Source organism: Lachnospira multipara ATCC 19207 (assembly GCF_000424105.1).
Lineage (GTDB): Bacteria > Bacillota > Clostridia > Lachnospirales > Lachnospiraceae > Lachnospira > Lachnospira multipara.
The window spans coordinates 1-14,887 of sequence record NZ_AUJG01000007.1 but is presented as its reverse complement, the minus strand read 5'-3'; the positions used below and the strand labels follow the sequence as shown (position 1 = coordinate 14,887).

Genomic DNA, 14,887 nt, shown 5'->3' with positions numbered 1-14,887 from the left:
AAATTAATAAACATGAATTTAGATCCTCGCTTAAGTATTACTGATTTAAGCGAGGATTTTTAAATTAAGCTAAAATTCAAACTATAATAGACTTGCATATTTTGTAAATAACTGATATAATATCATGGTTTGAGACTAAACATGTAGGTGGATTTTGGATTTGGTGCCGATAGTAACGCATCGGTGGTTCTAAAAGAAGAAGCCTATAGAAGATTATTTAACCAATGGAGGTATAACAATGAGCGTTATTTCAATGAAGCAGTTACTTGAAGCTGGTGTACATTTTGGTCACCAGACTAGAAGATGGAACCCTAAGATGGCTGAGTACATCTACACAGAAAGAAATGGTATCCATATTATCGATTTACAGAAGTCTGTAGGTAAGGTTGACGAAGCTTACAAGGCAATTTCTGATATCGTAGCAGAAGGCGGTACAGTTCTTTTTGTAGGTACAAAGAAGCAGGCTCAGGATGCTATCGCAACAGAAGCTGAAAGATGTGGTATGTACTACGTTAACGAAAGATGGTTAGGTGGTATGTTAACTAACTTCAGAACAATTCAGTCAAGAATTGCTAAGCTTAAGGAAATCGAAGCTATGCAGGAAGATGGAACATTTGATGTTCTTCCTAAGAAGGAAGTTATCAATTTAAAGAAGGAACTTGAAAAGCTCCAGAAGAACCTTGGTGGTATCAAGGATATGACTAAGATTCCAGATGCTATCTTCATCGTAGATCCTAAGAAGGAAAGAATTTGTGTTCAGGAAGCTCAGGCTTTAGGAATTAAGTTAATCGGTATCGCAGATACAAACTGTGATCCAGATGAATTAGATTATGTTATTCCTGGTAACGATGACGCTATCAGAGCTGTTAAGTTAATCGTTGCTAAGATGGCAGATGCTGTTATCGAAGCTAATCAGGGTGCAGAAGCTGATTCTTATGTTGAAGAAACAGAAGAAGTAGCAGACGCTGAATAATTTAACTAATATAACCAATATAATTAAGTTGTGTCTGTCATTTAGGCAGACACAACGTTTATAAAGAGAATAATTTTTTTATGGAGGTTTTGACATGGCAGCAGTAACAGCAGCAATGGTTAAGGAATTAAGAGAATCAACAGGTGCCGGCATGATGGATTGTAAGAAGGCACTTTCAAACACAGATGGTGATATGGATAAGGCTGTAGAATGGTTAAGAGAGAATGGTCTTGCTAAGGCAGCTAAGAAGGCTGGTAGAATCGCAGCTGAAGGTATTGTTAAGACTGTTATCGAAGGTAACAAGGCAGCAATCGTAGAAGTTAATTCAGAAACAGACTTCGTTGCTAAGAACGCTGATTTCCAGGCATACGTAGCAGAAGTTGCTAATCAGGCTCTTACAACAACAGCTACAGACATTGATGCTTTCTTAGCAGAAAAGTGTGCAACTGATGAATCTAAGACAGTAGCTGAAGAACTTGCTAGCAAGGTAGCTATTATCGGTGAGAACCTTAAGATCAGAAGATTTGCTCAGGTTGAAGCAACTAACGGTTTCGTAGCTGATTACATCCACATGGGTGGTAAGATCGGTGTTTTAGTTGACGTTGAAACAGATGTTGATAACGAAGCTATTAGAGAAATGGCTAAGAACGTAGCTATGCAGGCAGCAGCTCTTAAGCCACTTTACACAACAAGAGCAGAAGTTGATCAGGAATATCTTGCTAAGGAAACAGAAATCATTACAGCAGCAGCTAAGAATGAGAAGCCAGATGCTAACGATAAGATTATCGAAGGTATGGTTAAGGGTAGAATTAACAAGGAACTTAAGGAAATCTGTTTAGTAGATCAGGTTTATGTTAAGGCTGAAGATGGTAAGCAGTCAGTTGCTCAGTACGTTGCAGAAGTAGCTAAGGCTAACAATGCTAACATCTCAATCAAGAGCTTTGTTCGTTTCGAAACAGGCGAAGGTATCGAGAAGAAGCAGGAAGATTTCGCAGCAGAAGTTGCAGCTCAGTTAGCTTAATTCTATATTTAATAAATAATAATTTATTAGAAAAAGTTAGAATTTATGGGCGTCAGTCACTTGTGTGGCTGACGCTTTTATGCTATACTAACTTAAAAATGTTTATATGAGTAGATGTAGACATTTTGCTTGTTTAAGCTAGATGTAATTTATGGGAGGAAATGTATCGATGGGTTTTTTTAAGGATTTCAAAGATGACATATCAGAAGATCTTAATGATTTGACAGACGAGAATTACGAGAAAGAGAATGAGGAAGTAGAAGAGATGGTAGACACATTGGATGATCCAGAATTAGCTCAGATGGCTGCTGAATTAAAGAAGGAGGCAGAAGACACTATTTCAGATAAGCTTAATACAAAGCTTGAAGAAAAAGAGTATAAGAGTGTAAAAGAAACTAAACAGGAAACTGCTAGTAAGGAAGAAGAAGTTAGCGATGATGGAGAAGAGATCGCTGATGAAACAGCTGTTATTACAGCTGGTTTAAAAGTAACAGGCGATTTAGAGTCAGTAGGCTCAATCGATATTTTTGGTTCCGTAACAGGAAATGTAGCTTGTAGAGGAAAGTTAACAGTAAGTGGCGTTCTTGCTGGTAATTCTCAAGCTAATGAAATCTTTGCTAATAGCGCTAAGATTAATGGCGATATTAATGCAAAGGGTTCAGTAAAGGTTGGACAGGGCACAGTTATTGTTGGTAACATTACTGCAACATCAGCTGTAATTGCTGGCGCTGTTAAGGGCGATATTGATGTGCAGGGTCCAGTTATTGTTGATTCAACAGCAATCGTTGTTGGTGATATCAAGTCTAAGTCAGTACAGATTAACAATGGTGCAACTATCGATGGTAGATGCTCACAGTGCTACTCTGATATTGATACTAACGCAATTTTTGGATAAAAAGCAATTAATGGAGGCTTATTGTGAAGGATATTAAGAGAGTAATACTTAAGCTTAGCGGTGAAGCATTGGCTGCTAAGGAAGGCGGTTATAACGATGCACTTATTGAGAACATTGCAGGTCAGGTAAAGCAAGTTATCGATAAAGGAATCGATGTAGGCGTTGTTATTGGTGGTGGAAATTATTGGAGAGGACGTTCTAATAATAACATCGATAGACCAAAGGCTGATCAGATTGGTATGTTAGCTACAATCATGAATTGTATCTATGTATCAGAGATTTTTAGATCATGTGGTCTTAAAACTAATATTCTTACTCCTTTTGAATGTGGTAGTATGACAAAACTTTTCTCTAAGGATAGAGCTAATAAGTATTTTGAGAAGGGTATGGTAGTTTTCTTTGCAGGTGGTACAGGACATCCATTCTTCTCAACAGATACAGGTATTGCCCTTAGAGCAATTGAACTTGATGCAGATGCAATTTTACTTGCAAAGGCAATTGATGGTGTTTATGATAGTGATCCTAAGATCAATCCTAATGCTAAGAAGTATGATTCTATTTCAATTGAAGAAGTAGTTGAGAAGAAGCTTGGTGTTATTGATTTAACAGCATCAGTTATGTGTATGGAGAATAAGGTTCCTCTTATGATCTTTGGTTTAGAGGAAGAGAATAGTATTGTTAATGCACTTACTGGTAAGTTTAACGGAACTATCGTTACAGCATAAAAAGATAATAAGAAAGGTAGAAGACAATGAGCGATATTAAAGAATTCGAAGATAGAATGAAGAAATCAATTGATGCTTTATATGATGAATATTCAAGCATTAGAGCTGGAAGAGCTAACCCACATATTTTAGACAAGATTAGAGTTGATTACTATGGAACTCCATCACCTCTTCAGTCAGTGGCTAACATTTCAGTTCCAGAAGCTAGAATTATTCAGATTCAACCATGGGAAGCTAGCTTAATCAAGGAGATCGAAAAGGCAATCTTGATTTCAGACTTAGGAATTACTCCTAATAACGATGGTAAGGTTATTAGATTAGTATTCCCTGAATTAACAGAGGAAAGACGTAAGGAATTAGCTAAGGATGTTAAGAAGAAGGGTGACAATGCTAAGGTTGCAATTCGTAACATCAGAAGAGATGCTAATGACGATGTTAAAAAGCAGAATAAGGCTGGAGATATTTCAGACGATGAAGCTAAGAACTTAGAGGATGATGTTCAGAAACTTACAGATAAGTACGTTGCTTTAATTGACAAGGCAATCGAAGATAAGTCAAAGGAAATCCTTACAGTTTAATTACTAGCTAAACTAAAAGTCTAGGCTCCATTAAGCAGACTGAAGTAGGTGTGCTTAATGGGGCTTTTTATGTTATAATACAGGTGGTTTTTAAAGACCATTTTCATGTGATTATATTAGAATTTATTGGAGAAGAAGAATGGACTATTATAACAAAGAATTAGATTTGAAAATTCCTGCACATGTGGCAGTTATTCTAGATGGTAATGGTAGATGGGCTAAGGCAAAGCATATGCCAAGAACCTATGGACACCTACAGGGTAGTAAGGTGGTTGAGAAGATGCTCTATACTGTAGATGAACTTGGAGTTAAGTATTTTACTGTATATGCCTTTTCTACTGAGAATTGGAAACGTTCTGATGAAGAAGTAGGAACACTTATGAATATCCTAAGAACTTATCTTAAGGACTGTGTAAAGAAGTCTATGAAGAACAATGTTCGCTGTAGAGTTATTGGTAGAAGAGATGAGTTATCTGATGATATTAATGAAGCTATTGACAACTTAGAGGAGCAGACAAAGGATAATACAGGTCTTACATTTACAATCGCAATTAATTATGGTGGCCGTGATGAAATTACTAGAGCTGTTAGAAAGCTTGCAGATAAGGTAAAGTTAGGAGAGTTAAAGCCTGAAGATATAACAGAAGATATGATTTCTGCTAATTTAGACACTAATTATATGCCAGACCCAGATTTACTTATTAGAACATCTGGCGAGCAAAGACTATCTAATTACCTACCTTGGCAGTTAGCTTATACAGAGTTTTATTTCACAGATTGCTATTGGCCAGATTTCAACAAAGACGAATTGGTTAAGGCCTTTATAAAATATAATAAACGCGAAAGAAGATTTGGCGGTGTTAAGGAGGACTAGTTGTGAAAACTAGAATTATTAGTGGTATTTTCTTGGTTATAATATTAGCTCTTACAGGAGGCTTTGGGGGATGGCTATTATTTGGCGCCTGCCTATGTATTTCCCTAATTGGAATGTATGAGTTAAACAGAGTTAAAAACCTTGAGAGAACAGGAATAGCTATTATTAGCTATATTTCAGCAATAGCTTATTATGCTTTACTTTTACTAGATCCAACAAAGTATAATATGATTGTTGTTATTATTTCCTTTTTAGTATTAATGAGCTTTTATGTATTTAGATTTCCTAAGCATAAGGCTGAAGACATTATGTGGACATTTTTCTCACTTATTTATGTAGCTGTAATGATTTCTTATATCTATCTTGTAAGAGATATGGATAATGGAATTTACCTTGTTTGGTTAATTTTTGTAGCTTCATGGGGTAATGACACATTTGCCTACTTTACAGGTGTATTTCTTGGAAAGCATAAGATGGCACCAGTTCTTTCACCTAAGAAGTCCGTTGAGGGCGCAATTGGTGGAGTTTTAGGGGCTTGCTTGCTTGGCGCAATTTATGGCTTTGTTATAAGTGAAGTTTCAGCAGATGTATCATCAGTGGCTATTATTGTTTATGCTGCAGCATCCTTAGTTGGTGCCCTAATCTCTATTATTGGTGATTTAGCAGCATCAGCAATTAAGAGAAATTATGATGTTAAGGATTATGGCAACTTAATCCCAGGACATGGCGGAATCCTAGATAGATTTGATAGCGTAATTTTTACAGCACCAGTAGTTTACTGGATTATCTACTTAGTTTCAGGTATGTTCTAAATTATAAGACCCTTTAGTCTTAAATTTTTGTAACTATTAATTGGAGGCAGTTTTATGAAAAATGTATCAATCTTGGGATCAACAGGTTCCATCGGAACACAGACACTTGATGTTTGTAGAAATTATAAGGATGATCTTAATGTTGTTGCATTAGCATGTGGAACAAGAATTAATGATTTAGCTAAGCAGATTGAGGAGTTTAAGCCTGAACTTGCCTGTGTGGCAACTAAGGAATTAGCAGAAGAATTGGCTAAACTAGTAGATAATAAGAATTTAAAAATCGTTTATGGCATGGAAGGTTTAATTGAGGCGGCTACAATTTCAAGCGCTGATATTGTCCTTACAGCAGTTGTGGGCATGATGGGTATTAAGCCAACAATTGAGGCCATTAATGCAGGCAAGGATATTGCCCTTGCTAATAAAGAGACTTTAGTTTGCGCAGGCCATATTATTATGAAGCTTGCAAAGGAGAAGAATGTAGCTATTTTACCAGTAGATAGCGAGCATTCAGCAATTTTCCAATCCTTAAATGGAGAGAAGAAGTCTCAGCTTAGAAAGATTTTACTAACAGCTAGTGGCGGCCCATTTAGAGGTAAGGATAGAGCCTTCCTTGAAAATGTAAAGCTTGAGGACGCACTAAAGCACCCTAACTGGTCCATGGGTAGAAAGATTACAATCGACTCATCCACTATGGTTAATAAGGGCTTAGAGGTAATTGAGGCTAAGTGGTTATTTGGAGTAGATGCAACAGACGTGCAGGTGGTAGTTCAGCCACAAAGCGTTATTCATTCAATGGTAGAATTTGAAGATGGCGGTGTTATGGCCCAGCTTGGAACACCAGATATGCGTCTTCCAATTCAGTACGCCCTTTTTTATCCAGATAGAAAGCCTATAGCTAATTCAGAATTTCTTGATTTTTATAAATTAGGACAGATTAGTTTTGAAAAGCCTGATATGGATACTTTTGTGGGCCTTAAGATGGCTTATGAGGCTGCAGCTAAGGGAGGCAATATTCCAACAGCTCTTAATGCAGCTAACGAATATGCTGTAGCCCTTTTCTTAGATAGAAAGATTAAGTATTTACAGATATACGATATGATTAGATTTGCAATGGATAATGTCAGATTTATTGACAATCCAACAGTAGAGGAAATTTTAGAAACAGAGCAGGAAGTGTATAAGCTATTAAAGGAAAACTTTAATTAAGCTCAAACTAGCTTAAAAGCTTAAGCATATAATTTGGGAGGATTACAATGATTTTAAATGTCATTTTGGCAATCTTAGTTTTAAGTATAATTATTATTGTTCATGAATTTGGACATCTTATAATTGCAAAGGCAAATGGAGTACACGTACTTGAATTTGCAGTAGGCATGGGACCTAAGTTTTTAACAATCAAGAAGGGTGAAACTAAGTATAGTTTCTCACTTTTCCTTTTTGGCGGATATTGTATGATGCTTGGGGACGAATACATGGAAATGGCTGTCACAGATAGCCTTGATGCCGATGAAGATGATGAAGATTTTGAAGATAAGAAGGAAGCCGCAAAGAAAGAATTCGCAAAGAAATATGATGAATCAAGATCATATGACAATAAGTCTGTTTGGGCTAGAATTGCAATCACTCTTGCAGGCCCAGTCTTTAACTTCTTTTTAGCCCTTGTTTGCTCAATTATTATTATTGGTAATATTGGCTATGACCCTGCAACTATTGACTATGTTGCCGATAATTCAGTAGCATCCACTGCAGGTCTAGAAGAAGGAGATTTAATTCTTGCAATCAATAATGATAAAATCAACTTTGCAAGAGAGTATAACTTCTTTATTAATTATCATGCAGATGAAACATTTACCATAACTTATTTAAGAGATGGTCAAAAGTATAAGACAACAATCACACCTGAATATCAGGTTACAAGTAAGTACCTTCTAGGTCTTATGATTAGTGAAAATTGTGGCGTAAGCTCCGTTAGTGAAGATTCTGCCGCAAGTGAGGCTGGCTTTAAAGATGGTGATGTAATTAAGAGTGTAAATGGTAATGAAGTTTCTACAAACACTGAAATAACAGATTATATCACTTCGTCAAATGGTGAGGAAATGACTTTTGTGGTTTCTCGTAATGGAGAAGATGTAACACTAGTTGCAACTCCTAGATTAAGTGAGTCAGAAGGCTATGTTACAGGCTTTAGCTGTTATGGCCAAAGAGTAAAGTTATCACCAATTCAGTCGGTTAAGTATGCCTTCCTAGAAGTAGGCTATGATATAGGCACAGTTGTTGATAGTCTTGGCATGTTATTTACAGGAAAATTATCAGTAAATAATCTTTCAGGTCCTGTGGGAACTGTAAGTGCCATGAGCGAAATTGTAGAAGAAAGTAAGTCTGATGGTGCATTTTATGTGTTCTTAAACTTAATTAATTTATGTGGACTTATTTCAGCAAACCTTGGAGTAATGAACCTTTTACCAATTCCAGGTCTTGATGGTGGTAAGCTGATTTTCTTGCTAATTGAAGCGGTTAGAGGTAAGCCAATAGATAAGAAGTATGCCGGTATTGTAACAATTATTGGCGTAATCTTTTTAGTAATTTTAATGGTTTATGTTTTATTCCACGATATTTATTCTTTATTCTAATTTAATTATTCCCTTAAAGTCGCATTTTATTTGGCTTTATTAGGAAAATGTAATTAATTATGAAGGCTTTCTACTTTACAAAAAAATTTAAAAGGCATATAAAGTATAGTGAAATAAAAATTGTTTTTTGAATGGAGTTTAATATGTATAGAGATAATACTAAAGTTGTAAAAATTGGTAATAAGGTCATTGGTGGCGGAAATCCTATTATGATTCAGTCCATGACTAATACTCATACAGAGGATGTTGTAAAAACAGTTGCTCAGATTAAAGCATTAGAAAAAGCTGGTTGTGACATCATTCGTGCCACTGTTCCAACTCACGAGGCAGCCCTTGCCTTTAAAGAAATCAAAAAGCAAATTAACATCCCATTAGTTGCAGATATTCATTTTGATTATAGACTTGCAATTGAAGCTATGGAAAATGGAGCTGATAAGATTAGAATTAACCCTGGTAACATCGGCGGTAAGGATAAGATTAAGGCTGTAGTTGACGTAGCAAAGGAAAGAAATATTCCTATTAGAGTTGGTGTAAATTCAGGTTCTCTTGAGAAAGATATCCTTGAAAAATACCACGGCGTAACAGCTGAAGGTATTGTAGAATCAGCCCTTGATAAGGTAAAGATAATTGAGGACTTAGGCTATGATAATTTAGTTGTAAGTATTAAGTCATCAGATGTATTAATGAGCGTTAAGACCCATGAATTAATTTCAAAGGAATGTAATCATCCACTTCACGTAGGTATCACAGAGGCTGGTACTGCATTTTCAGGAACAATCAAGTCTTCAATCGGACTTGGACTTATTCTAAATCAGGGAATTGGTGATACAATCAGAGTTTCTCTAACAGATGATCCTGTTAAGGAAGTTTTAACAGCTAAGCAGATTCTAAGAACGCTCGGGCTAAGAAAGGGCGGAATCGAAGTTGTATCATGTCCTACATGCGGTAGAACACAGATTGACTTAATTAGTCTTGCAAAGCGCGTAGAGGAAGAAGTAGGCAATTACGACCTAGACCTTAAACTCGCAGTTATGGGTTGCGTTGTAAATGGACCTGGTGAAGCTAAGGAAGCAGATCTTGGTATTGCTGGCGGTAAGGGCGTTGGCGTTTTAATTAAACATGGGGAAATTGTAAAGAAGGTTCCTGAAGAACAGCTATTTGATGTTCTAAAGGAAGAACTAGATAATTGGGAGAAATAATATGTATAACTTTTTTGATGTTTTCAAGACACTAAAATTACCAGACAACTTAAGAGCGTACTTTGAAGATGTAGAGGTAATTAAGGTTACTAAGACATCAACTAATTCTCTTGCTAGAATTTATATAAGTTCTAGCAGGATTATTGAAAAAGAAGTTGTTTATAAAGTGGAATCTGCCTTAAAAAGGCAGGTTTTTCGCATCCAGAACATGGATGTAAGAATTATCGAAAGATATAAGCTATCAAAAAATTATAATCCACAGAATATTATGGATATTTACTATGACAGTATTTTATTTGAATTAGAGAAATACTGGACGTTAGAGTATAACATTTTAAAAAATTCCAAGTGGGAATTTAGAGCTAGCGATAATCTAGCCCTTTATATTGAAGATAGTTTCCTATCAAGAGCCCATGGCGAAGATCTAGTGGATTATTTTAAGCAAATATTCTTAAACCGTTTCGGTTTTGAAATTGATGTAGAATATGAATTCGTTGAGTCTAAGTCTTCATTTGAAGAAGAGAAGGCCTACAAGGTTAGACGAAGGGTTGAGGAAATTCAAAATAACATCAAGGAAGTTGACGAAGAGGTTAAGGCTGCTAAAAAGCTTAAGGAAGAAAAGGAAGCTAAGCAGAAAGCATACTTAGAAAAGATGAATGCAAGAGAAAGGGGAGGAAGCAGAAACTCTCTTAATTTTGCACGCCAAAAAGCCAACGACGATGTGCTTTGGGGTAGAGATTTCTTTGATGATCCAATTGAGATAAAAACTATAGACTCAGCCATTGGCGAATGTGCCATCTCAGGTATGATAAGATCCATTGATCTTAGAGAAATCAGAAACGAGAGAACTATTGTAAGCTTTGTAATGACAGATTTTACAGATTCTATCGTTGTAAAGATTTTTAGTAAAAATGAAATGCTTCCGGAACTTTTAGACGTAGTTAAAGAGAAGAATTTTATTAAGTTAAAGGGTATTGCCCAGCTTGATAAATACGACGGTGAAATAACTATTTCTAACGTTTCTGGTATTAGAAGAGCTAATGATACAAGAGTAGTGCGCTCAGATGACGCTCTTTATAAAAGAGTTGAGCTTCACTGCCATACTAAGATGAGTGATATGGATGGTGTTTCCTATGTGCAGGATATTATTGATCAGGCCTATAAGTGGGGACATAGAAGTATTGCCATTACAGATCACGGTGTAGCCCAAGCTTTCCCTGATGCCTTCCATAAGGTGCAAGCATTAGAAAAGAGTGCTAAAAAGGCAGGCAAGGACTTTGATTTTAAGGTAATTTATGGAGTTGAATGTTATTTAGTTGATGATACAGTAAAGATTGTAACGGACTCAAAAAGCCAGTCCTTAAGAGATAGCTTCGTTGTATTTGATATTGAAACAACAGGTTTTTCAGCCATTGAAGATAAGATTATAGAAATTGGTGCTGTAAAGGTTGAAAATGGAGAAATCACAGATAGATTCTCTACCTTTATCAACCCACAGATTCCAATTCCTTTTAGAATTGAGAACTTAACTCATATTAATGACCAAATGGTAATGGATGCTCCAACTATAGATGTTGCCCTTCCGAAATTCTTAGATTTTTGTAAGGGAAGCGCAGTGGTTGCCCATAACGCCATGTTTGATACAAGTTTTATAGGCCATAAGGCTGAAGATTTAGGACTAGAGGTGGACTTTACAATTATTGATACAGTGCCACTTGCACAGTTCCTTATGCCAAATCTTCACAACTATAAGCTTGATACACTTACAAAGCATTTAGCAGTTGTACTTGATAGCCACCATAGAGCGGTTGATGATGCAGCAGCTACAGCAGATATATTTGTGAAATTTATAAAGATGCTTGAAGAAAGAGATATATTTACTCTAGACCAGTTAAATGAAAAAGCTAAGATGACAGATGATATTATTAGAAAATTACACCAGTATCACTGTATTATTCTAGCTTCTAATGAACTTGGAAGAATAAATCTATATAGACTTATTTCGGCATCGCATCTACAGTATTTTAGCCGTTTTCCAAAGATGCCAAAGAGCCTTATTAATAAATATCGTGAAGGCTTAATTATTGGTTCAGCCTGTGAGGCAGGCGAGCTTTTTAGAGCTTTGGTAAATGGTCGTTCAAATGCAGAAATAGCAAGAATTGTAAGCTTTTATGACTATCTTGAAATTCAGCCAATTGGCAATAATGCCTTTATGATTGAAAAGGAAGATTACTATGTGAAGTCAGAAGAAGACTTACGTGATTTAAATAGAAAGATAGTAGCTCTTGGCGAAAAATTTAAAAAGCCAGTAGTAGCTACCTGTGATGTACATTTTCTTAATCCAGAAGATGAAGTCTATAGACGAATTCTTATGGCGGGTAAGGGCTTTGATGATGCAGATAATCAGGCACCTCTATACCTTCATACCACTGAGGAAATGTTACATGAGTTCGATTATTTAGGAGAAGAGAAGGCCTTTGAAGTGGTTGTAACTAATCCTAATAAAATTTCAGATATGTGCGAGAAAATCGAGCCAGTTAGACCGGATAAGAGACCGCCTGTCATTGAAAATTCAGATGAAATGCTAAGGAAAATTTGTTATGACAGAGCTCATGAACTATATGGCCCAGAACTACCAGAAATCGTATCAGAAAGACTAGAAAGAGAGCTAAATTCCATTATTTCCAATGGATATTCCGTAATGTATATCATTGCCCAGAAGCTAGTTTGGAAGTCTAATGATGATGGTTACCTAGTAGGTTCAAGAGGTTCTGTAGGTTCCTCTTTTGCAGCTACAATGGCCGGTATCACTGAGGTTAATCCCCTTAGCCCTCACTATCTTTGCCCTGAGTGTTATTATGTGGACTTTGATTCAGAGGACGTAAAGGCCTTTGCCGGTGGTGCTGGTTGTGATATGCCAGATAAGGTTTGCCCAAAATGTGGTCATAAACTAGATAAATTAGGTTTTGATATTCCCTTTGAAACTTTCCTTGGCTTTAAGGGAAACAAAGAGCCTGATATCGATCTTAACTTCTCTAATGAGTATCAGTCAAAGGCCCATGCCTACACTGAAGTTATTTTTGGTAAAGGTCAGACCTTTAAAGCTGGAACTGTAGGTACTGTTGCAGAAAAGACAGCCTATGGATACGTTTTAAAATATATCGAAGAAAAGAATGAAAAAAGAGCCGCCCAGGGACTACCACCGATTGTTAAAAGAAGATGTGAAATCGAACGAATCTCTAATGGTTGCATAGATGTTAAAAGAACAACAGGACAGCATCCTGGTGGTATTGTAGTACTTCCACTTGGCGATGAAATCCATACATTTACACCGGTACAGCACCCTGCAAATGATATGACATCCCCAATTATTACTACACATTTTGATTATCACAGTATTGATCATAACTTGTTAAAGCTGGATATTTTAGGACACCTTGATCCTACTATGATTCGAATGCTACAGGATTTAACAGGAATGGATCCACTAACAATACCGCTTGATTCTAAGGAAGTAATGTCTTTATTTATGAACACATCTGCCCTTGGAATAAAGCCGGAAGATATTGATGGCTGTAAGCTTGGAGCTCTTGGTATCCCTGAGTTTGGTACAGATTTTGCCATGCAGATGCTTATTGATACAAAGCCAACTAAGTTCTCGGATTTAGTTCGAATTGCAGGTTTATCTCATGGTACTGATGTATGGCTAGGTAACGCCCAAGAATTGTTAAAAGAAGGCAAGGCCACAATCAGTACAGCGATTTGTACTCGTGATGATATTATGACTTACTTGATTTATAATGGAATTGAATCAGAGACAGCCTTTAAAATCATGGAAGCTGTAAGAAAGGGTAAGGTAGCTAAAGGTGCCGAGCCTAAGTGGGAAGAGTGGAAACAAATGTTACTAGATAAGGGAATTCCTGACTGGTACATTTGGTCCTGCGAAAAGATTCAGTACATGTTCCCTAAGGCCCATGCCGCAGCTTACGTAATGATGGCTTGGCGAGTAGCCTACTGTAAGGTATTCTATCCACTAGAATTCTACACAGCCTTCTTCTCAATTAGAGCTAAAGCCTTTGATTATGAGAAAATGGCCATGGGACGCGATAGACTTGACTACTATATTAATCTATATAAACAAAAGAAGGCAGAAGGCACACTTTCTAATACGGAAGATGATGAACTTCACGATATGCGTATTGTGCAGGAAATGTATGCTAGAGGCTTTGAGTTTATGCCAATTGATATATATAAAGCCAAGGCAAGAAGCTTCCAGATAATAGACGGCAAGATTATGCCATCCTTTAAGGTAGTAGAAAAGATTGGTGAATCTGCCGGTGAAAATATTGAAATCGCCGCTCGTGCAGGTAAGTTCCTATCTAAGGAAGACCTACGTACTAGAGCTAAGATTGGACAGACTGTAATAGATAAGCTATCAGATCTAGGCTTACTAGAAGGTATGGCTCAGTCTAACCAGTTGTCTTTATTTGATTTTTAAGAAAATGTAACATAAAACCCTCTTTACTATATAAGTATGAAAGAAGTTTTTTAGATAACTTATATTAGTAAAGAGGGTTATTTTTATAGAAAAATTTAAGAGCATTTTTATACTAAAACTATAGTAAAATTTGACCTGATTTTAACGAAACTCGCAACCATGCGGATTTAATCAAGTCTATTTTTTAAAGGATAGATAAGGATAAAATATACAGTAAAAAAATTGGCAAAAAAAGCGAAAAAGGTGTTGACATAAAGTGTTGGGGATGATAATATGTATAAGCCGTTGCGACAGAGCAACAACAAAACATCAACAAAGCCAGTAAACACAAGGCTTTGAAGATAAGAACCTTGACAACTGAACAGAATGACAACCTTGAAAATTCTTTGAAATATTCAAGCGAGTAATCAATCGTAAAACAAATTTTGTTTTGAAATGATTATCCTTAATAACAGTAATGTTAAACGGAAACGAAACTATTAAGCTAGTTCGTTCAGAACTAAGCTAAGGTAAAACTTTTTTATGAGAGTTTGATCCTGGCTCAGGATGAACGCTGGCGGCGTGCTTAACACATGCAAGTCGAACGAAGCAACTTATCACGATTCCTTCGGGATGACGATTTGTTGACTGAGTGGCGGACGGGTGAGTAACGCGTGGGTAACCTGCCTTATACAGGGGGATA

General features: G+C 36.4%; 11 protein-coding genes and 1 rRNA gene. All 12 read left to right on the top strand.

Going from position 1 to position 14,887, the window contains the following annotated elements; all coding sequences use genetic code 11:
* Positions 1-238: 238 nt before the first annotated feature.
* Complete coding sequence (gene rpsB / locus G600_RS0107135; protein WP_027431325.1) at positions 239-973, top strand: 30S ribosomal protein S2; 735 nt, start codon at positions 239-241, stop codon at positions 971-973.
* A 94-nt stretch (positions 974-1,067) separates the two neighbouring features.
* Complete coding sequence (gene tsf / locus G600_RS0107130; RefSeq protein WP_027431324.1) at positions 1,068-1,994, top strand: translation elongation factor Ts; 927 nt, start codon at positions 1,068-1,070, stop codon at positions 1,992-1,994.
* Between the two features lie 169 nt (positions 1,995-2,163).
* Positions 2,164-2,889 carry a polymer-forming cytoskeletal protein gene (locus tag G600_RS0107125; protein ID WP_027431323.1) on the top strand — a complete coding sequence of 242 codons (726 nt, stop codon included), beginning with the start codon at positions 2,164-2,166 and terminating at the stop codon, positions 2,887-2,889.
* A gap of 32 nt (positions 2,890-2,921) precedes the next feature.
* Positions 2,922-3,614 (top strand): UMP kinase, encoded by a 693-nt coding sequence (pyrH, locus tag G600_RS0107120; protein ID WP_027431322.1) that lies wholly within the window; start codon positions 2,922-2,924, stop codon positions 3,612-3,614.
* Positions 3,615-3,640: 26 nt separating this feature from the next.
* Positions 3,641-4,192: a ribosome recycling factor gene (frr, locus tag G600_RS0107115; RefSeq protein ID WP_027431321.1), complete on the top strand. Its 552-nt coding sequence runs from the start codon at positions 3,641-3,643 to the stop codon at positions 4,190-4,192.
* Positions 4,193-4,331: 139 nt separating this feature from the next.
* A complete protein-coding gene (locus tag G600_RS0107110) occupies positions 4,332-5,066 on the top strand; it encodes an isoprenyl transferase (protein ID WP_027431320.1) in 735 nt (244 codons plus the stop codon).
* 2 nt (positions 5,067-5,068) lie between these two features.
* Positions 5,069-5,878 (top strand): phosphatidate cytidylyltransferase, encoded by an 810-nt coding sequence (locus G600_RS0107105; RefSeq protein ID WP_034245900.1) that lies wholly within the window; start codon positions 5,069-5,071, stop codon positions 5,876-5,878.
* A gap of 54 nt (positions 5,879-5,932) precedes the next feature.
* Positions 5,933-7,084, top strand: coding sequence for a 1-deoxy-D-xylulose-5-phosphate reductoisomerase (locus G600_RS0107100; RefSeq protein WP_027431318.1), 1,152 nt, complete (start codon positions 5,933-5,935; stop codon positions 7,082-7,084).
* A gap of 47 nt (positions 7,085-7,131) precedes the next feature.
* Positions 7,132-8,508, top strand: coding sequence for an RIP metalloprotease RseP (gene rseP / locus G600_RS0107095; RefSeq protein WP_027431317.1), 1,377 nt, complete (start codon positions 7,132-7,134; stop codon positions 8,506-8,508).
* 143 nt (positions 8,509-8,651) lie between these two features.
* Entirely contained in the window at positions 8,652-9,707 is a 1,056-nt protein-coding gene (ispG, locus tag G600_RS0107090) for a flavodoxin-dependent (E)-4-hydroxy-3-methylbut-2-enyl-diphosphate synthase (RefSeq protein WP_027431316.1), read from the top strand.
* Between the two features lies 1 nt (position 9,708).
* Positions 9,709-14,205, top strand: coding sequence for a PolC-type DNA polymerase III (locus G600_RS0107085; protein ID WP_027431315.1), 4,497 nt, complete (start codon positions 9,709-9,711; stop codon positions 14,203-14,205).
* A 518-nt stretch (positions 14,206-14,723) separates the two neighbouring features.
* Positions 14,724-14,887: ribosomal RNA gene (locus G600_RS0107080) — 16S ribosomal RNA — on the top strand; the annotation flags it as partial.

Coding starts and splice junctions, on each gene's coding strand:
- rseP (WP_027431317.1), top strand. CDS start 7,132: ATGATTTTAAATGTCATTTTGGCAATCTTAGTTTTAAGTATAATTATT.
- tsf (WP_027431324.1), top strand. CDS start 1,068: ATGGCAGCAGTAACAGCAGCAATGGTTAAGGAATTAAGAGAATCAACA.
- ispG (WP_027431316.1), top strand. CDS start 8,652: ATGTATAGAGATAATACTAAAGTTGTAAAAATTGGTAATAAGGTCATT.
- G600_RS0107085 (WP_027431315.1), top strand. CDS start 9,709: ATGTATAACTTTTTTGATGTTTTCAAGACACTAAAATTACCAGACAAC.
- rpsB (WP_027431325.1), top strand. CDS start 239: ATGAGCGTTATTTCAATGAAGCAGTTACTTGAAGCTGGTGTACATTTT.
- frr (WP_027431321.1), top strand. CDS start 3,641: ATGAGCGATATTAAAGAATTCGAAGATAGAATGAAGAAATCAATTGAT.
- G600_RS0107125 (WP_027431323.1), top strand. CDS start 2,164: ATGGGTTTTTTTAAGGATTTCAAAGATGACATATCAGAAGATCTTAAT.
- G600_RS0107100 (WP_027431318.1), top strand. CDS start 5,933: ATGAAAAATGTATCAATCTTGGGATCAACAGGTTCCATCGGAACACAG.
- G600_RS0107110 (WP_027431320.1), top strand. CDS start 4,332: ATGGACTATTATAACAAAGAATTAGATTTGAAAATTCCTGCACATGTG.